The organism is Syntrophales bacterium (genome assembly GCA_026417625.1).
Taxonomy (GTDB): Bacteria; Desulfobacterota; Syntrophia; order Syntrophales; family UBA8958; genus JAOACW01.
In genome coordinates, this window is record JAOACW010000001.1 from 189,041 (window position 1) to 207,590 (window position 18,550).

The window sequence follows — 18,550 nt, forward strand, 5'->3', positions numbered from 1 at the left end:
GTTAGACAAAATCAATGGAGAAAAAACACCGCTTCTCCATTTGGTACGTCCTTATAGGTATCTGGATCGTCTTCATCCTCCAGAGCTACATTGCTTCCCTATTGGCCATCAAAACTATCCCTTACAGTCAGTTCCTCAAACTACTAAAAGAAGGAAAAGTAATTGAAATAGCTGTCTCTGCTAACCAGATACAGGGGAAAATGAGAGGCGAAAAGGCTGATGAAATAATATTGTTCAAAACAATCAGGGTAGATCCAGAGCTATCCTCCATGCTGGAACGCTACCCCGTAACCTTCAAAGGGGAAATCGAATCCACATTTTTGAGAGACCTCTTATCGTGGTTCTTCCCTCTCTTTCTCTTCTTTGCGGTCTGGTATCTGCTTATGAAACGCATGGGAAGCCAACAGGCAGGCTTTATGACCCTGGGTAAAAAGGCGAAAATATATATGGAGGATGAGCTTCACGTGACTTTTGACGATGTAGCAGGGGTAGATGAAGCTAAACAGGAACTGAAAGAGATTATAGATTTCCTCAAAAATCCCGTTAAATTCGCGGAGATAGGTGCCCGCATACCAAAGGGTGTACTTCTCGTTGGTCCTCCAGGAACGGGGAAAACTCTTTTGGCCAAAGCAGTTGCTGGAGAAAGTGGTGTCCCTTTTTTCAGTATCAGTGGTTCAGAATTCGTGGAGATTTTCGTCGGTATGGGTGCAGCTCGTGTCAGGGACCTCTTTGTGCAAGCAAAACAAAAGGCCCCTTGCATCATATTTATAGATGAACTGGATGCCCTTGGGAAGGCCAGAGGGTACAGTGCTATTGGTGGCCACGACGAGAGGGAACAAACGTTGAACCAACTCCTCGTCGAGATGGATGGTTTCGATCCCAAAGTGGGGGTTATACTTTTAGCCGCTACCAATCGTCCCGAAATCCTCGATCCAGCTCTACTTCGTCCGGGAAGGTTTGATAGACACATCCTGGTCGATCGCCCAGACAAAAAGGGCAGAGAGGAAATACTAAAGGTGCATCTAAAAAAGGTCCGTGTAGGTCCTGATGTAGACATAGAAAGGCTTGCCAATATGACCCCCGGTATGGTTGGTGCAGACTTAGCTAATATAGTGAATGAAGCAGCTCTTCTGGCTGTAAGAAACGGTCGAAGTTATGTTAGCATGACCGACCTGGAAGAAGCTGTAGAACGTATAATCGCAGGATTGGAAAAGAAAAACCGCTTTATAAACCCACAGGAAAGAGAGATTATAGCATACCACGAGATGGGACACGCAATTGTAGCTCTATCATTACCAGGTACCGATCCTGTTCAGAAAATATCCATTATACCTCGGGGCATTGCCGCCTTAGGATACACTCTTCAAGTTCCCACAGAGGATCGGTTTCTCATGAAAAAGACGGAACTGCTAAACAAAATTGCCACTTTGCTTGGAGGTAGAGCGGCAGAAGAACTAATATTCGGAGACATTTCCACCGGAGCTCACAACGATCTGGCTAGGGCAACGGATATCGCACGTAGCATGGTAATGGAATACGGTATGAGTGACACTCTAGGTCAGGTTTATCTCGCCGGGGAGAAGACGCATAGGTTCCTTGAAACAGGGTATATTAGAGGCGGAGAGTACAGCAACGCAACGGCGGAAGCCATAGATAACGAGGTAAAAAAGATAATTGAGGAGCAGTACGAAAAAGCAAAAAGTATCTTGGTTAGCAAGAGATCAGCCTTAGAAAAAGGAGCCCGTCTGCTCATTGATAAAGAAAAACTGGAAGGCGAAGAAATAAAAAGACTTCTAGAAGAAAAAAAGTAGTCATTTATTCATCTTTGGCTTTATCCTCTCTAAGTGGACCACAGTACCCTGTATACTCATCGAGATGGGGTGGTACAGTACCTTCAATCAAGCAAACACAGGATTTTACCTTACTTTCTCCCGATTCTGACGGGTATTCAGTCATTACAAACACAACCCCTTCAGGAACCGGAAAGGAATCTGGGGCTATTCCTTTAAGTGCCTTCTCCATAAAATACAACCATATCGGAGCCGCCGCTCTACCACCAACCTCTTGTGAACCGAGACTCCGCTCCTGATCAAAACCAACCCAAACCCCCGCAACTACGTTCGGTGTGTAACCGATAAACCACGCATCCCGCATATCGTTTGTCGTTCCCGTCTTCCCGGCAACCGGTCTTGCAATAGCTCTCACCCTCCAACCGGTACCACTCCTTATTACATCCTGAAGAATACAGGTGGTTATATAGGCTATACGGGCATCAATAACCTGTTCCTGAACCACCTGATGCTCCTCCAACACGTTGCCGGTTCGGTCCATAACCTTTGCTATCCCATAAGGTACCACTCTTCTTCCCTGATTGGCCAGTACACCATACGCCCGGACCAATTCCAACAGCGTGACTTCCGAGGACCCCAGAGCTAAAGATAGATTACGAACAAGGGGGGATGTTATACCCATATTCGCCGCATAGGCAGCCGCATAGTCCAAACCAATCGCCTGAAGAACCTTGATTGTTATGATGTTGCGCGAATGAACAAGGGCCGAATGTAGCGTCGTTGGCCCGAGAAATTTTCCATCAAAATTACGGGGTTGCCATACTCCTCCAGGCCGTGAGGGATCAGGGAACTGAAGAGGTTCATCCATAAAAGTAGTTAAAGGTGTCAATCCTTTATCGAATGCTGCCGTGTATATTAGGGGTTTAAATGCTGACCCCGGTTGCCGTCTCGCCTGAACTGCCCGGTTAAATTCACTCTTGGAGAAATCTCTTCCCCCCACCATCGCTTTTATTGCCCCGGTTTTTACATCCATCGCCACCAGGGCTCCTTGAACCACTCCTCGTTCATACTTCTGCCGATCCTCAAGCTCCCTCAGACCTCTTTCAACCGCCTCCTGAGCAATTTTTTGCATTTGAATGTTGAGCGTTGTATAGACCTCAAGACCATCCCTGTAAACGGCATCAGCACCATACCTCTCCAGCAAATACTGACGAACGTACTCTATAAAGTACGGGGCGATTTTCTCCTTCGGCCTTAAAGAACGAAACCGAAGAGGGGTCGCAAGTGCCCGATCCTTCTCTTCCTTCGTTATGTATCCGTCTTCAAACATTCTCTCCAAAACGTATGCCTGTCTCTGTTTTGCCTTTTCAAAGTTAGTGTATGGAGAATAAGCACTGGGAGCTTTAGGTAACCCAGCAAGGAGAGCTGCTTCGGGAAGCGTAAGATCACGGGCGCTTTTACCGAAATAACCCTGGGCGGCTGCCTCCACACCGTATGTCCCATGACCAAGGTAGATTTGGTTTAGGTAGAGATTCAGTATCTCCTCTTTTGTTAAATACCGGTCAATCTTGTAAGCCAAGATCACCTCTTTGAGTTTTCTGAAATAACTCCGTTCAGGTGTTAGAAATAACGATCTTGCCACTTGCTGTGTAATTGTACTACCCCCCTGAACAATCCTACCGGCACTTAGATTTTTTACGAACGCGCGTAAAATACTCAGCAGATCCACGCCTCTGTGTTCGAAAAATCGGTTATCCTCCGCAGCTACAAAAGCGTAAATCACCACCTTAGGGATCTGGCTGATATGGATAACTTTGCGATTCTCTAAGTAAAACTCATGGATAAGTTCATTGTTATCCGCATATACCCTTGTGGCAACACTGGGACGGTAATCCTTCAATGTAGCCACTGTCGGCAAATCAGAAAAGATCAGGTATATAAACACACCCCCCCCTACAATCACAAGAGAGAGGAGAAATACTGTGATCAGAATGGTTACCACCGTAAAACCCCTGACTTTTCCACTAAATAACCTTTTCACGACTACTTTAATCCTTCGACCGAGTTATCTTTACTCTCTTTTCTTCCTGCTATCTTGGAAAGATAAATGCTCAGCTCATAGAGAATAACAAGGGGCAATGCAAGGAGAATCTGACTGAAGGCATCGGGAGATGGTGTAAGAATTGCGGCCACTATGAAGATTATCAAAATGGCATAGCGTCTCTGACGGGCTAGCATTTTATTATTGACCACACCGACTTTAGTTAGAAAAAAAACAAAAACGGGAAGTTCAAAACAGATTCCAAAGGCAAGGAGCATCTTAAGAGAGAAGGAAATGTACTCTTTGAAAGATATCATCGGTCTAAGAAAATCTGAGGAAAACTCCACAAAGAAAGCAAACGCAGGCGGCAGGGCCAAAAAATAGCAAAACAGTACCCCAGCAACGAAAAGAAGAGTTGACGAAATCACAAAGGGGACAATGTAACGTTTTTCTGATGGGTATAGACCCGGAGAAATGAATCCCCATATCTGATAAAGAGTGTAGGGGCTCGTGAGGAACAGTGAACTGAAAAAGGCTATTTTCAAGTAGATAAAAAAAGCCTCAGGTAGACCAGTGTATATCATATGGCTATTCTTGGGTAATGCATTTGCCAGAGGTTTGGTGATGATCTCAAAGATTCGGTCTTTGAATATGTAACACACCACAAACCCAAAACCTATAGCAATAAGGATCCTTATTAACCTCGTTCTCAGCTCCCTCAAATGATATGTCAGAGGTTGCTTATGTTCCTCCTGTCTTTCACTCATAGGATTTTTATTAGATTAGATACAATGAGATTAAATAGATTTATTATTTCGCTCCTCTCCAGCTTTATCTTCCACATACGGAGTTCCTTCATTGATCGCATCTTTAAGGGATTTTAACTCCTTATCGATACCCTCCCTCCTCACCACCTCGGTAACAGATTCCGTCAATTCCTCCGCTACCCTCTTAAACTCCCCAATTGCCTTCCCTAGAGATCTGGCAAGTTCGGGTAGTTTCTCCGGGCCAACAACAAGAAGGGCAACTATAGCAATAACTATAAGTTCTTGAAAACCGATGCCAAACATTTTTCTCCCTAAGTTTTTATCTTTATAAAAAAGCAATTGTCAATCTTTTAGATTTCCATTTTTTTTGCATTACCCATCACATTTGTGATAAAGAGAATCACCTCAAAGAGAGAAAGGACAGACCTATGGCAAGGAAAACAGGGATAGTTAGGGATGAAAGATACTTGAGGCACAGTGCAGGCTTTTATCACCCAGAATCCCCTGAAAGGCTGAAGGCCATATATGCCATGCTGGATGCACCAGACATGAGAGGTAATTTCGTGGACATACCGCCACGCTACGCAACTCACGAGGAAATAGGTCTAGTCCACAAAAAATCCTATATCGATCTCATAGCCAAAACGGCAAATATGTCATTCTACTCCCTTGACCCAGACACACAAACATCACCAGAATCCTACGACACCGCAAAGTTGGCTGTGGGAGGTCTCCTAAACGCAGTCGATGCTGTTTTGGATAAAAGGGTTGATAACGCAATGGCTCTTGTGCGACCACCAGGACATCATGCATCTGAACAAAGAGCAGCCGGTTTTTGCCTTTTCAACAACGTGGCAATTGCCGCGCGATATCTTATAAGCAAATATAGACTTCAGAGAATACTCATCGTAGACTGGGATCTCCATCACGGAGATGGTACACAGGCAATCTTCTACAACGACAACAAAGTCCTTTATTTCTCCACTCACCAGTACCCTGCATATCCCGGCACAGGCAGGATCACTGAAATCGGAAGCGGTCCTGGACTCGGTTACACAATAAACGTCCCCATGAGGGCAAGAAGCGATGATCCCCTCTTTGTAAAGGCGTTTTTAGACATTCTCAAACCTGTATCTTTGAAATACAAACCGGAGTTTGTTTTTATCTCAGCAGGTTTTGATCCATACATCCACGATCCCCTCGGGGATCTAAGGGTTACACCAGAAGGTTTTGCTGCTCTTACAAGAATCATTATGACTATTTCTGATACATGCTGTGAAGGGCGACTAGTAGCCGTTCTTGAAGGGGGTTACCACATAGAAGGGGTAACCACCTCCGTGAAAGCTGTTCTGAAAGAATTGAGTGATATAGAGTGCTTCCCTGAGGATAAGATAAAAGAATGGGAGCGGGAAGCCGAAAAGAACCGGGATACATCCGTCATCAGTCGTGTAAAAGAACAAATCGAACCCATATGGCACGTTTTTTAGGAGCGAGGTATGAAAATAAGTCGTGAAGAAGTGCTGCACATAGCCCACCTGGCGAGGTTAGAATTTGAGGAAGAGGAAATAGAACTGTTTACAGTGCAGCTAAACGAGATTCTTTCATATATAGACAAACTGAATGCTGTTGCCACAAAAGGCGTTGAACCGATGACGCATGCCACGGCACTTTACAATGTATTCCGAGAAGACAGAGTAGAAAATTCTCTCAAAGCAGAGGAAGCTGTAGCAAATGCCCCGGATTCTATTGGTACGCTATTCAGAGTGCCAAGGATAATTGACTGAACACCATGGAACTGTGTGAACTAACTATCCACGAACTACAAAAGAAGTTTCAACGCCGAGAAGTAACGGCAACAGAAGTCTTGGAATCCACTTTCAAACGAATAGAAAAAGTGGAAGATAAGCTACATGCCTACATTTTCCTCATGAAGGAATGGGCATATAACGAAGCTCAAAAAGCTGACAGAGCTATTCAGAGAGGTGAGCTTAAACCTCTCACGGGGATTCCCATTGCCCTGAAGGACATATGTTGCACAAAGGGTTTTCCCACAACCTGCGCATCCCGGATACTTCAAAACTACATACCTCCATACGACGCTACGGTGGTAAAGAAACTCCGCGAACAAGGGGCTATTTTCACGGGAAAAACCAATATGGATGAATTTGCCATGGGGTCATCAACGGAAAACTCAGGGTTTTGGATTACAAGGAACCCGTGGGATCTAACCAAAACCCCAGGGGGGTCAAGTGGTGGTTCTGCTGCTGCTGTGGCTGCCCATTTGTGCGTTGCTGCTATAGGATCCGATACAGGAGGATCTATAAGACAACCCGCTGCATTTTGTGGTGTTGTAGGCATGAAACCTACCTACGGTCGCGTATCCCGCTTCGGTCTCATTGCCTTCGCCTCCTCACTCGACCAGATTGGACCCTTCACGAAGGATGTGGAAGATTGTGCTATAATGATGAACGCCATAGCAGGTCACGATCCACTTGAATCAACCTCCGTTCCCATTGAGGTACCTGACTATACCCATTTTATCGGAAAAGATATCAAAGGATGGACAGTGGGTATTCCTCGGGAATACATACTGGAAGGAATAGACCCTGAAGTGCTACAGACTTTAGAGAAGGCACGTAAAGCTCTTGAAGATGGTGGTGCCCGCGTAAAAGAAATATCTCTTCCGCACACAGAATTCTGCGTGGCAACCTATTATATCATCGCCCCAGCGGAGGCGAGTTCCAACCTCGCCCGATATGACGGCGTTAAGTACGGGTACAGATCCTCTGAAGGAAAAGACCTGATCGATATGTACAAAAAAACAAGATCATCAGGTTTTGGTAAAGAAGTTAAACGTCGTATCATCATAGGAACGTACGTTCTCTCTTCTGGTTACTACGATGCCTATTATAGAAAAGCCTCCCAGGTGAGAACCCTCATAAGGAAAGACTTCGATGAAGCGTTCAAAGAATGTGATATAATACTTACGCCTACTACACCTACACCTGCCTTCGGTATAGGAGAAAAAACAGAGGATCCCATTCAAATGTACCTGTCCGATATATTCACTATTTCTGCAAATTTGGCTGGTATTCCGGGAATCTCCATACCGGCTGGATATTCTTCTTCAGGACTGCCTATCGGTGTACAACTTATGGCCAATCATTTTGAGGAGGGGAAATTACTCCAGGCAGGTTCAGCTCTGGAAAAGCTTATAAATCTCGAAAAGAGGAGTCCGCTACTCTAATGGAATATGAAGCTGTAATTGGATTAGAGGTTCACGCCCAGCTACTAACTGAATCCAAGATATTCTGCGGTTGCCCCACAAAATTCGGGGCTGCCCCGAATAGTCATACATGTCCTGTGTGTCTAGGATTACCCGGAGCATTACCTGTACTGAACAAAAAGGCAGTAGAATTTGCCATAAAGATGGCTCTCGCAACGAACTGTAAAATAAACCGCGAGTGTAAATTTGCAAGAAAAAACTACTTCTATCCTGATCTACCCAAAGGATACCAAATTTCTCAATATGAAAATCCCCTCGCTGAAAAAGGCTACGTACTTGTGGACACAAGTGAAGGCAGAAAAAAAATTGGTATAACGAGGATACACTTGGAGGAAGATGCGGGCAAACTCCTGCATGACGAACACAACCCGTGGAGTTATGTAGATTTTAACCGCACAGGAGTCCCACTTATCGAGATAGTTAGCGAACCAACGATAAAAACAGCTGAAGAGGCGACCGCGTACCTGAGAAGACTCCATGAGATACTTGTATATCTGGAAATTTGTGATGGTAACATGGAGGAAGGGAGTTTCCGCTGCGATGCCAACGTTTCACTGAAACCGAAAGGTGCAGAGGGCTTCGGTACCAGAACCGAACTCAAAAACATGAATTCATTCCGTCACGTCCAACGTGCCTTAGAATACGAGATAAAACGCCAGCAGTACATCCTTGAGAGTGGCGGTGAAGTGGTTCAAGAAACACGTCTTTGGAACGAAAGTCAGGGAGTTACCAACCCCATGAGAGGCAAGGAAGAAGCCCATGATTACCGATATTTTCCTGACCCTGACTTAGTAACGCTTCGCATTGATGAAGAATGGGTAGAGGAGATCCGACGATCTTTACCAGAACTCCCTCTGGAGAAAAGGGATCGTTTCATGAAACAATACGACCTTACAGCATACGATACAAACGTTCTCACATCAAGCCGATATATTGCCGACTACTTCGAGGAAACAGCAGCTCTCTGCGGAGAACCCAAAATGGCGGCTAATTGGATCATGGGGGACCTTTTGCGACTACTAAACGAAGAGAATAAAACCATAAAAGAATGCCCCATTTCGCCTGTGAATTTAGCCTCTATGATTAAACTTATAATGAACGGAACCATAAGTGGAAAGATCGCTAAGGAAATTCTCACAGACATGTATAGATCTCCCAGATCCCCAGAGGATGTTATCAGGGAGAAAGGACTTATACAGATAACAGACGAAACTGTTCTAATTCCCATAATAGAGAGAGTCATAGAGGCGAATCCTGAACAGGTGAAGCAGTACAGGGCAGGTAAAGAGAAGGTATTCGGCTTCTTCGTGGGTCAAGTGATGAAAATCACTCAGGGAAAAGCCAATCCACAGCTGGTTAATCGTCTTTTAAAGGAAAAACTCCAAGATTAGCATGGAGATCCACCCGATTACTTGGCGGAAGAACAAAATAATAATTCTGGACCAGAGATCTCTACCCACAAGAATCCGCTATAAAAGATGTAGCGATCACAGAGAAGTATGTACAGCTATTAAGGAGATGACCATCAGAGGTGCACCGGCTATTGGCGTGGCAGCTGCGCTAGGAGTAGCTCTAGGAGCAATGCATATCAAGGTTTATAGCCATGAGGAATTTCTTAAAAAAGTCGAAAGTATAATTGACGAGTTCGCCAACACCAGACCTACAGCCAGAAATCTCTTCTGGGCGCTCGACCGGATGCGTCATACCCTTCGGGAAAAGTTACTTACAGCGGGTATTCCAGAATTAAAAAAAATTCTCATAAAAGAGGCCCTCCACATCCTGGAGGAGGACATAGCTGTAAACATAAAGATTGGTAGTTACGGCCGTTCTCTCATTAAGAATGGTGATCGTATACTGACCCACTGCAACGCCGGAGCCTTAGCTACAGCCGGTTACGGAACGGCCCTCGGTATTATAAGAGCAGCACATGAAGAAGGTAAAAAAATACATGTTTATGTTGATGAAACAAGACCGGTACTCCAGGGAGCAAGGCTAACCGCATGGGAATTATCAAAAGAGGGCATTCCCCATACATTGATCACGGACAGTATGGCGGGTTTTATAATGAAGCAAGGTAAGGTACATATGGTTATCACAGGGGCCGACCGCATCGCCGCCAATGGTGACACAGCTAACAAAATCGGAACGTATTCATTGGCTGTACTTGCTCGCCATCACAGTATACCACTGTACATCGCTGCCCCAACATCAACGATCGACTTAACTATCCCAGACGGCTCCTCAATACCCATTGAGGAGAGAGATCCAAAAGAAGTCACATCTTTCTACGGTCGCCGCTGTGCTCCTAAAAAGACTAAGGCGTACAATCCCGCATTTGATATAACCCCAGCAGAACTCATTAGCGCGATCATCACTGAAAAAGGGATTATAACCCCACCTTACAGCGAAAAGCTCCTGGAGATCCACGAAAAAAAAACAGGATTATGTTAGCCGTTAAACCTAGAAACTCCCCGAAACTATTACTTTTCGATTTTGATGGTGTTATTGTCGACTCACTTCATGTTTACAGCAAAGCCGTTAAGTGGTGCCTGGAACGCATTGGCAAACCCCTAATAAGCAGCACGGAAGATTACTTGAACCTATTCGAAGAGAACTTTTACGAAGCCCTAGAAAGAAGAGGAGTCGATCTTACTGCATTCCTCACCGCCTTGAAGGAATACTCAACTCTAGTGAATTACTATGAAAATGTAAACGTTATTCCGGGCATATTACCGGTACTCGAGGAGCTATCGCACAACAACATCCTTGCCATTATTTCCTCTAACTCCCGCGGAGCCATTGAGCGCATCTTCTCACGTTTCTCCGTTGGTAAATTCTTCAAATCCATCATGGGTTCCGACGATTCATACAGCAAAAAAAACAAAATGGAAAAGCTCATGGCTGTTTATGGTATTAGTAAAAATGACACCTTATACATCGGTGATACCGCGGGAGATATAAGAGAAGGAAAACTGGCAGGTGTAATCACCGTGGGGGTCGCATGGGGATGGCACCCAAAAGATAGACTGGAGAATGTGAAACCTGACTATATTGTAAACTCACCGGAAGAACTCCTGAAACTTCCCGTATTCGATCAGATAAAATAAAAGTGGCGCCCTAAGAAGTAACGTGTTATAAGGTTTCTAAAATGGCCAGGGCGGTTGTCCATACTTTTCTCTTCGAGGAATGGCAATGGGTAGCTTCAGGTATTTACGTGGATGCAAATACACGCATCTATCCCGTTGAGGGCAGAATAAGAGTGACTCATGATCCGGATCTCTGGATCGTGGAGTCCACCATATGGATCGTTGCAGATGATTCCATTCGCTTTAGCAACCGATACGAAGTTCAACCCGTTAGAGGAGACGGAGACATAACCACCTGGGAAGCTAAAAATCCCCATCTCGGTACAATGAGCGGGAATTTCATAATAGTAGACGATTCTATTCTGTCACTTTACGAAACAGAAGGGGGGGCAATGCGGGGCGTGGAGTACTGGAGATTAATAGATGAAGATCTTTACTGGTGTAGAGGAGGTCTCACCAAAGGGGGAAGTAAAATCTCCTCATGGGCCATAGAATTGAGAAGATTATAGTTGAAACAGACGCAGGAAAAAATCGCTCTTTCCTGCTGTCCTAAAAAGGAGGTTAAAATATGGAATTAGGAGACATCGTTATCGTTGATCAACCGCGCCACCCCTTTTACGGAAAAGTGGGGAAGATCATAGGAAAACGTGGTTTTTATGCAAAGGATGATCCGTGGATACTTATTTACGTCCCCGACAACATGCGGAGTTTCCTCGTTCCCCAGTCAATGTTGTGCCCATACGAAAGTGGTGCAAAAAAGATAGATGTTTTCAACTCGTAAGACGTGGAAAATAATCAACAATTCTTTCAGGCCTGAAAATACCTCTCGTAGTGACAATACCCGTTATCAAATCGGGTGGAGTTACGTCAAATGCGGGATATTCAGCCTTTACTCTCTCTCCAGTGATTGGTTCCCCGCGGAAAGTGGTCACTTCAGTAGGATTTCTCTTCTCTATAGGGATGTCCTTTCCCGTCGGTGTTAAAGGATCAGGCCCACCATAGCCCAGAACGTAAAAAGGTATTCCGTAATGGCGGGCACATATGGCAAGCTGCAAAGTCCCCACTTTGTTCGCCACACTGCCATCCATAGCAATGCGATCCGCAGCAGTAACAACCGTACTTATTTTTCCCTGGGCCATAAACCACGCTGCCATGTTATCAGTTATCAGAGTTGTGTCTACTCCCATCTCCGAAAGAGACCAAGCCGTAAGTCTCGCGCCCTGAAGGTAAGGTCTGGTTTCCGTACAAACTGCCTTAAGTTTCTTCCCTTTTTCTAAGGCGTATTGAAACATGTATAGCAAACCAGCCCCTGCAAAACAGTGGGTAAGCACAATAGCCCCGTCTTCAAGAAGTCTCTCACCTTGAGCACCAGTTTGTTGCGACATTTCCCTCTGACGCTTCAATGCACGCCAGATAAATTCTATGATTACTTCCGATGCAGGACGGTCCACTTCCCTACGCACCTGAACCATGATCCTATCCAGCAGGGTTCTAAGATGATGACCCGTAGGTCTGGTGGATCGTAAACGTGCAGCAGCAGCTTCAAGTTCCTCTAAATCCCTCCAGAAGCCCCTGTTCTCCAACTCCCGCGCTGTGAGATACAATCCATAAGCTGCGGTAATGGCTATATCCCCCGCACCCTGTACCACCATATCTTCAATGGCTCTTGCAACTTCTTCATGGTGAGTGCAGTAGATCTCTATGAACTCTCGAGGTAGACGGCGCCTATCGACAATGATCAGCGCATCTTTGCCCTCTAAATATACTGTATTGCTGAGATCCATAAGAAGAACTTTACTGTGAGACATGTCTCCCCTAAATCCAAAAGGACACCCATGGATTTTATCAAACCCATGGGTGTCCTTCACCTTCACTCCTCAAGACCCATAAGCTTCTTCGCAAGCCTCTTCTTCTTTTCGAAGTCCGTTAGCACTGTAAACATGTAACGTTGAGTTTGTGGGGCACCAGCACCATGCCATGTACCAGGCCCATGCAGGCCAGCAGTCCAGTGCTGGAGGAATTTAGCTACTTTGAGTCTCTTCTCAGCAGGCGCAACAGCAGAAAAAGCCTTTTTAAGAGCAGCTCCGACAACAGGATCATCCAAATCCTTTATTCTGGGCATCGTCACTACCAACCCCCCAGCAATATCTCCCGCCAGTTTTATGATCTCCCAGAACCCATCCGCTATATTCAATTTGGCTGCGTTGCCAAAGAGGTCATCTGGGAGATAAACACCCGAGCCCTCCGGTTCCTCTCGACCACGCATCGCCGCAGCTATAGCACAAGCGTGAGATGTCTCACTATAGCGCACCATGTCTATAATCTTCTCCTGAATATGCGGTACTTTATCAACACCAATGCACTCTGCAGCCAACAATGCGCCACCGATGATCAAATCGGCAAAACCCACTTTACAAGCCCCACCACAGTTCATCCTATGGGCTTTGGCGAACCTCGCCACCATCCTTCCACAGTACTTAGTCTCACCGCAGAGGAACACCCTCTCCCAGGGGACAAATACCCTGTCAAAGATCATCGTGCTCGTTTCCCTTTGGCCGTAGAGGGGATTTCCAAGTTCCCATACATCCTCACACATCTCCCTTTCGGCGGAATAGGCGTTGTACTGACAGACATACGTTAACCCCGGAGCGCTGTTGGGGACAGCAAATGCCACCGCAAATGCCTCTTCTCCTTCCCTCAAAGCCCCACCCGGTAAAACCAGAGTCTCATGGGAACCTATGGCACCACTTTGGCTAACCTTTATCCCACTTACGACAATCCCATCGTCACGCTTTTCTACTACATGCACATATGTGTCTATCTCCGCCTGCTGGGAAGGTCTCTTTTTTCTATCACCCTTGGCGTCTGTAATAGCACCTGAAACGGCCAAATCATTGGCCTGGGCATAGGCGAGCCACTTGTTAAAACGCTCACTGTAGTTCGTTCCTAGATCCCGATCCATTTCCCATGTAGTGGACGCAAGACTATTCAGAGCATCACAGCCCACACAACGATAATTACATGTTCCAACTGTTTGACTGGTGAGAAGTGCCATCTCTTGACGCATATCTAGATCATGAATGCTCCGCGCTACATGGAGATTCCTATTAATCGGCTCACCTGTTAGATGAGAAGTCGCCACCATTATGTCCCTATACTGCTCTTCATGTGCCAACCCATAAACAGCAGCATTTGCCATAACCATAGAACGGGTTACAGGGTGATCCAAGAGATTGGTTACCCACTTGCCTCCGATATACACCCTGGGTTTCATCTTCCTTATAGTATCCAGATACTCTTCCGCAGTTTTTACAGCCATGCCCTCCTCCTTTTAATTAAAACGATAAGTTAAAGAACCTCCACCAAAAAATCGTATTCATTCCCCACTGCAGGATACGCTCCTAGGTTATGCATCGCAATGTCCAGCATTTCTGAGAGACTATCTTTATGCTCTTTCGTTTCGACGATTCCCAGAACAAGAACGTTACCTTTTTGTGTTGCCTCGGTGATAAGCGTCTCTTCAACAAAACCTGGGAGTACCCCCCTGCGGGTACAGCTATCAACCAAACTCAGAAACGTACCCCCCAAACTCGTGTACACACAGCACACATCACCACCGATCTTTACACCAATTCTTTCCACCCCCTAACAACCCTCTCATAGTTTTCTCATCAGCGCATGGGCAGCCACATGGATAGCATCCCATGCCCCGCCGAAGGGTGGTGCATAGGCAAAATCAAGATAACCTATCTCCTGTACAGTCAGTCCCTGCCAAAGGGCCACTGACAGACAGTTAATTCGCCATACCGCTCCTTTGTCCCCTACTGCCTGTGCACCTAAAAGTTTCCCCGTCTTTCTGTCAGCGACAAGCTTTATGCCCAACCTCTCGCCCCGAGACATAGGTCGCGCAACCGGGTTACCCCATACTAGGTTACTCACCGGATCATAACCTGCCTGCCTAGCCTCATCCTCCATGATACCCGTGGTCCCGACCTCAAGTGAGAAAAGCTTAAAAGATTGGGCACCAACTATACCAGCAAATTCTGCATTCCCACCACCAATATTAATACCTGCTGTTCTTCCCTGTTTGTTGGCGATATCACCCAGGGGACGATAGACCCATTTTTTGGCAATTCGGTGGTAGACCTCACAGCAATCACCAACCGCATAAATTTCCTCTCTGGAGGTACGCTGACGGGAATCCACGCTTATCGCCCCAGTATCACCCAACCTCAATCCAATAGCTTCAGCCAATGAAGTTTCAGGACGTACCCCTAATCCCAAAATTATAAGATCAGTTTCGATTGTCCCCTTATCTGTGTGAAGGCAAAGCTTGGCGTCTGTCACCCTTTCAATGGCTTTCAGCTTTGCTTCCGGCAGAAAATTCACCTGATTTTTTTCCAGTTCTTTCAATATGACGTCTGTAAACTCTGGATCCCAGTGGGGAACCGGACGGTCCCTTCTGATAACCATCGTTGTCTCTATACCTATACTCCTGAGGGCTTCACTCATCTCCAGGGCAATGAACCCTCCCCCTAGTAAAACAGCACGCCGGCACCTATTTTCCACTATAAACGACTTTACCTGCAACGCATCGCCAAGATTCCGCAGTACAAAAACCCCTTCGCTGTCTATACCAGGTATATCTGGGCGAACCGCCTTAGCCCCTGTCGCTAAAACCAAATTATCATAAGGTAAAACAGATCCGTCCGATACATACACCAACCCTTTATCAACATCGATCGCCTCCACGTTGGCTCTAAGCTTCACATCGACACCAGTCCTAATAAACTCCTCAGGGGTACGGATGACCAATCTCCTGTAGTCCTTGATATAATCACCGATGTAATACGGTATGGGACAGGCGGCATAGGAAACATAATCCCCCCGCTCAATCATAGTAATCTTGAGTTCAGAATCCCTGCGTCTCGCTTCAGCAGCCACAGAAGGACCAGCTGCTCCTCCTCCTATGATAACCAGTTGCTTACCCATCGAAACATCTCCTTTTTAATCTTTCAGATTTTCCACATTTTCACCGAAAGGCAGGGAGGCTAAGGAATCCTTATCTGATAGAATAAGATCCGCGGCAATCCCAGCCGCTTCTGTGATTATTTCCCTGCAAAAGAGCGCATGATCACGACATAACCACTGGTTATGCCACTGTTTAGTAAGTTCACGACAAAGGGTGTGGTTGAATTTCGCCTTAAACCGATTGGGAATCTGGTTAAAAATCCTATAAAGTCCAGGCTTACCGTAAAGTTCTTGAGCAGCTTTTTTCACCGCTTGTTTTGGATCGGGATCTTCCGGTAAACTTACGCGCCCGTGCACAGCACTCACAGCCATTACAGCACCTGTTAACGCACCACATGTATCACCGAAAAGCCCCACACCACCACCAAATCCGGTAGCCATTTTTCTTGCCTCTATTGGAAGCCCCGTATTGATCAATGAAAATACAGCTTCCGTCACGCACTCAGCACAGTTGTACCCCAAAGAGAAATTCTTTCTAGCCCGTTGTTTCACCGCCTCAATTTTTTCCTCTCTTGTCATAACACCCTCCCCCCAGAGTTTTTACTCTCATGGTTTAAAACGTGTTTGTTTTATATATTAATATCGTACCTCATTCAACATAAAACCTGTCTTACTAATCGATGTAAATTGTTTTTTCTCCTTGACAAAAGATATTAACAGTACTAACAATCATGATTAAAGTGAATCAATGGCGCATGAACCATCAACCGCTGCTAAAATCTCGTCTTCCATTGAAGATAATTGGCCCTATGTATTTAACCGGGGGGTTACCCTCTATGGGTTATATAACATTTAGTGCATTTTTGAACTTTTCTAATTTTAAATATAAGAGAAGGAGGGTTGGATATGTATTTTGCAGCGGAAGTACTGGAACAATCCAGTAGGCTAAGGCAGAAATGGGAAGACGAGGTAAGGAGGACCATCGAGAAAAACCCAGACCAGAAACCAGATCATCTTTGGTCCACTGTTTCTGACCTAAAAATCAAAAGACTTTACACTCCGGAAGATATCAAAGACATGGACTTTGAAAGGGACATAGGTTATCCAGGACAATTCCCATTTCTCAGGGGTAACCAGGTAACGGGTTACAGGGGTAAGTATTGGACCTTCCGAATGTTTTCCGGAATGGGGGATGCGAAAACAACCAACAAACGATGGCACATGCTTTTAAAGGAGGGACAAACTGGACTGAGCACAGCTTTCGATTTCCCAACGCTTATGGGTTACGACACAGATTCCCCGAAGGCAAGAGGTGAATGTGGTAAATGTGGCGTGGCCATAGATACATTGGAGGATTTTCTCGTTCTCGTTGATGGAATCCCCCTTGATAAAGTAACGACCTCAATGACGATTAATCCTCCGGCCACGGTACTCTGGGCTATGTACTGTGCTGCCGCTGAGCTAAAAGGTGTACCCCTTGATAAGATAGGTGGCACAATACAGAACGACATGTTGAAAGAATTCATAGCCCAGAAAACGCTTATGTGTCCCCCTGAACCCTCTGTAAAACTGATAAGTGATACTGTGGAGTTTGGTACCAAGTATGTACCAAAGTGGAACACCATTTCCATAAGCGGTTATCACATCCGTGAGGCCGGTTCAACGGCGGTGCAAGAACTAGCCTTCACACTTCGTGACGGAATTGAGTATGTTGAGGACGTAATCCGTCGCAAAGGTCTTGATGTGGATGACTTCGCTCCCCGCCTTTCCTTCTTCTTCAACTCCCACATTGACTTCTTTGAAGAGATAGCCAAAATGAGAGCAGCGAGGAGAATGTGGGCAAAGATCATGAAATACCGCTTCAAGGCCAAGAATCCTCGCTCAATGTGGATGAGGTTCCACACACAGACGGCGGGATGTTCACTGACAGCCCAGCAACCGTTCAACAACGTGGTGCGAACAGCTGTTGAAGCCCTGGCTGCAGTCCTGGGTGGTACACAATCCCTACATACAAATTCACTGGACGAGGTGCTCTGTCTACCGTCTGACTTCGCAGTGCAGATCGCCCTCAGAACACAGCAGATCCTTGCAGAGGAGACAGGGGTTGCCAACACAATAGACCCATTGGCAGGTTCCTACTTCGTAGAAGCTTTAACGAACGAAATGGAAGAAAAGGCTTGGGAATATATCCACAAGATAGACGAAATGGGTGGGATGATCGCAGCTATAGAGAAAGGATTCCCGCAGATGGAGATCGCTGATGCTGCGTACAGGTTCCAGCGTCAGATCGACGCGGGCGAAAAGATAATGGTTGGTGTGAATAAGTACGTAAGTGAAGTACAGGAACCCATTCCTCTTGTGGAAATCGATGATAAGCTAGAAGAGGAACAAATTGCACGGCTCCGGGAAGTTAAGCGTAAAAGAGACAATAAGGCTGTTAAAAAATGTCTGGACGATCTCAGAGAAGCGTGCAGGAAAGGTGAAAACGTAATGCCGTATTGCATCGAAGCGGTCAAGAACCTGTGCACTCTCCAGGAGATCTGTGACGTGTACCGGGAAGTGTACGGAGAGTACAGAGATCCGGCACTCTACTAACATAGAAATTTCCT

At 45.8% G+C, this 18,550-nt stretch carries 18 protein-coding genes; 10 read left to right on the top strand and 8 right to left on the bottom strand.

Features of this window, described 5'->3' with window-relative positions; genetic code table 11:
* Positions 1-14 precede the first annotated feature (14 nt).
* Positions 15-1,811 carry an ATP-dependent zinc metalloprotease FtsH gene (ftsH, locus tag N2317_00975; protein ID MCX7816069.1) on the top strand — a complete coding sequence of 599 codons (1,797 nt, stop codon included), beginning with the start codon at positions 15-17 and terminating at the stop codon, positions 1,809-1,811.
* A 4-nt stretch (positions 1,812-1,815) separates the two neighbouring features.
* Here the strand turns inward: ftsH and N2317_00980 are convergent, their stop codons facing one another.
* From N2317_00980 to tatB, 3 genes are read right to left on the bottom strand one after another with little or no spacing between them, the layout of a single operon-like run.
* Positions 1,816-3,831 (bottom strand): PBP1A family penicillin-binding protein, encoded by a 2,016-nt coding sequence (locus N2317_00980; GenBank protein MCX7816070.1) that lies wholly within the window; start codon positions 3,829-3,831, stop codon positions 1,816-1,818.
* A 2-nt stretch (positions 3,832-3,833) separates the two neighbouring features.
* Complete coding sequence (gene tatC / locus N2317_00985; GenBank protein ID MCX7816071.1) at positions 3,834-4,598, bottom strand: twin-arginine translocase subunit TatC; 765 nt, start codon at positions 4,596-4,598, stop codon at positions 3,834-3,836.
* A 30-nt stretch (positions 4,599-4,628) separates the two neighbouring features.
* Positions 4,629-4,901, bottom strand: a complete 273-nt coding sequence (gene tatB / locus N2317_00990; protein ID MCX7816072.1) for a Sec-independent protein translocase protein TatB — start codon at positions 4,899-4,901, stop codon at positions 4,629-4,631.
* A gap of 125 nt (positions 4,902-5,026) precedes the next feature.
* Between tatB and N2317_00995 the strand changes: the two genes are divergently transcribed.
* From N2317_00995 to N2317_01030, 8 genes are read left to right on the top strand one after another with little or no spacing between them, the layout of a single operon-like run.
* Positions 5,027-6,085 (top strand): histone deacetylase, encoded by a 1,059-nt coding sequence (locus N2317_00995; protein MCX7816073.1) that lies wholly within the window; start codon positions 5,027-5,029, stop codon positions 6,083-6,085.
* A gap of 9 nt (positions 6,086-6,094) precedes the next feature.
* Entirely contained in the window at positions 6,095-6,382 is a 288-nt protein-coding gene (gene gatC / locus N2317_01000) for an Asp-tRNA(Asn)/Glu-tRNA(Gln) amidotransferase subunit GatC (protein MCX7816074.1), read from the top strand.
* Positions 6,383-6,387: 5 nt separating this feature from the next.
* Entirely contained in the window at positions 6,388-7,845 is a 1,458-nt protein-coding gene (gene gatA, locus N2317_01005) for an Asp-tRNA(Asn)/Glu-tRNA(Gln) amidotransferase subunit GatA (protein MCX7816075.1), read from the top strand.
* The gene (gene gatB / locus N2317_01010) at positions 7,845-9,275 is read left to right on the top strand and encodes an Asp-tRNA(Asn)/Glu-tRNA(Gln) amidotransferase subunit GatB (GenBank protein MCX7816076.1); all 1,431 of its coding nucleotides are present in this window, start codon (positions 7,845-7,847) and stop codon (positions 9,273-9,275) included. The genes gatA and gatB overlap by 1 nt, the downstream gene beginning before the upstream one ends.
* A 1-nt stretch (position 9,276) precedes the next feature.
* Entirely contained in the window at positions 9,277-10,335 is a 1,059-nt protein-coding gene (gene mtnA, locus N2317_01015; protein MCX7816077.1) for an S-methyl-5-thioribose-1-phosphate isomerase, read from the top strand.
* Positions 10,329-10,991 (top strand): HAD family hydrolase, encoded by a 663-nt coding sequence (locus N2317_01020; protein MCX7816078.1) that lies wholly within the window; start codon positions 10,329-10,331, stop codon positions 10,989-10,991. The genes mtnA and N2317_01020 overlap by 7 nt, the downstream gene beginning before the upstream one ends.
* Before the next feature lie 41 nt (positions 10,992-11,032).
* Positions 11,033-11,479 carry a hypothetical protein gene (locus N2317_01025; protein ID MCX7816079.1) on the top strand — a complete coding sequence of 149 codons (447 nt, stop codon included), beginning with the start codon at positions 11,033-11,035 and terminating at the stop codon, positions 11,477-11,479.
* 59 nt (positions 11,480-11,538) lie between these two features.
* Positions 11,539-11,751, top strand: a complete 213-nt coding sequence (locus N2317_01030) for a hypothetical protein (protein MCX7816080.1) — start codon at positions 11,539-11,541, stop codon at positions 11,749-11,751.
* Here the strand turns inward: N2317_01030 and N2317_01035 are convergent.
* The 5 genes from N2317_01035 to N2317_01055 all read right to left on the bottom strand — a co-directional run bounded on the left by N2317_01035 (position 11,741) and on the right by N2317_01055 (position 16,520).
* Positions 11,741-12,778: a s-methyl-5-thioribose-1-phosphate isomerase gene (locus N2317_01035; GenBank protein MCX7816081.1), complete on the bottom strand. Its 1,038-nt coding sequence runs from the start codon at positions 12,776-12,778 to the stop codon at positions 11,741-11,743. The genes N2317_01030 and N2317_01035 overlap by 11 nt on opposite strands.
* A gap of 62 nt (positions 12,779-12,840) precedes the next feature.
* Positions 12,841-14,289 (bottom strand): aromatic ring hydroxylase, encoded by a 1,449-nt coding sequence (locus tag N2317_01040; protein MCX7816082.1) that lies wholly within the window; start codon positions 14,287-14,289, stop codon positions 12,841-12,843.
* Between the two features lie 29 nt (positions 14,290-14,318).
* The gene (locus N2317_01045; GenBank protein MCX7816083.1) at positions 14,319-14,612 is read right to left on the bottom strand and encodes a hypothetical protein; all 294 of its coding nucleotides are present in this window, start codon (positions 14,610-14,612) and stop codon (positions 14,319-14,321) included.
* Positions 14,613-14,627: 15 nt separating this feature from the next.
* Positions 14,628-15,962: an FAD-dependent oxidoreductase gene (locus N2317_01050; GenBank protein MCX7816084.1), complete on the bottom strand. Its 1,335-nt coding sequence runs from the start codon at positions 15,960-15,962 to the stop codon at positions 14,628-14,630.
* A gap of 15 nt (positions 15,963-15,977) precedes the next feature.
* Positions 15,978-16,520, bottom strand: coding sequence for a C-GCAxxG-C-C family protein (locus tag N2317_01055; protein MCX7816085.1), 543 nt, complete (start codon positions 16,518-16,520; stop codon positions 15,978-15,980).
* Positions 16,521-16,847: 327 nt separating this feature from the next.
* Between N2317_01055 and N2317_01060 the strand changes: the two genes are divergently transcribed.
* Positions 16,848-18,536, top strand: a complete 1,689-nt coding sequence (locus N2317_01060; protein ID MCX7816086.1) for a methylmalonyl-CoA mutase family protein — start codon at positions 16,848-16,850, stop codon at positions 18,534-18,536.
* Positions 18,537-18,550 lie beyond the last annotated feature (14 nt).

Coding starts and splice junctions, on each gene's coding strand:
- mtnA (MCX7816077.1), top strand. CDS start 9,277: ATGGAGATCCACCCGATTACTTGGCGGAAGAACAAAATAATAATTCTG.
- N2317_00995 (MCX7816073.1), top strand. CDS start 5,027: ATGGCAAGGAAAACAGGGATAGTTAGGGATGAAAGATACTTGAGGCAC.
- gatA (MCX7816075.1), top strand. CDS start 6,388: ATGGAACTGTGTGAACTAACTATCCACGAACTACAAAAGAAGTTTCAA.
- N2317_01050 (MCX7816084.1), bottom strand. CDS start 15,962: ATGGGTAAGCAACTGGTTATCATAGGAGGAGGAGCAGCTGGTCCTTCT.
- tatC (MCX7816071.1), bottom strand. CDS start 4,598: ATGAGTGAAAGACAGGAGGAACATAAGCAACCTCTGACATATCATTTG.
- N2317_01020 (MCX7816078.1), top strand. CDS start 10,329: ATGTTAGCCGTTAAACCTAGAAACTCCCCGAAACTATTACTTTTCGAT.
- tatB (MCX7816072.1), bottom strand. CDS start 4,901: ATGTTTGGCATCGGTTTTCAAGAACTTATAGTTATTGCTATAGTTGCC.
- N2317_01025 (MCX7816079.1), top strand. CDS start 11,033: ATGGCCAGGGCGGTTGTCCATACTTTTCTCTTCGAGGAATGGCAATGG.
- gatC (MCX7816074.1), top strand. CDS start 6,095: ATGAAAATAAGTCGTGAAGAAGTGCTGCACATAGCCCACCTGGCGAGG.
- N2317_01030 (MCX7816080.1), top strand. CDS start 11,539: ATGGAATTAGGAGACATCGTTATCGTTGATCAACCGCGCCACCCCTTT.
- N2317_01035 (MCX7816081.1), bottom strand. CDS start 12,778: ATGTCTCACAGTAAAGTTCTTCTTATGGATCTCAGCAATACAGTATAT.
- ftsH (MCX7816069.1), top strand. CDS start 15: ATGGAGAAAAAACACCGCTTCTCCATTTGGTACGTCCTTATAGGTATC.
- gatB (MCX7816076.1), top strand. CDS start 7,845: ATGGAATATGAAGCTGTAATTGGATTAGAGGTTCACGCCCAGCTACTA.
- N2317_01055 (MCX7816085.1), bottom strand. CDS start 16,520: ATGACAAGAGAGGAAAAAATTGAGGCGGTGAAACAACGGGCTAGAAAG.
- N2317_01060 (MCX7816086.1), top strand. CDS start 16,848: ATGTATTTTGCAGCGGAAGTACTGGAACAATCCAGTAGGCTAAGGCAG.
- N2317_01040 (MCX7816082.1), bottom strand. CDS start 14,289: ATGGCTGTAAAAACTGCGGAAGAGTATCTGGATACTATAAGGAAGATG.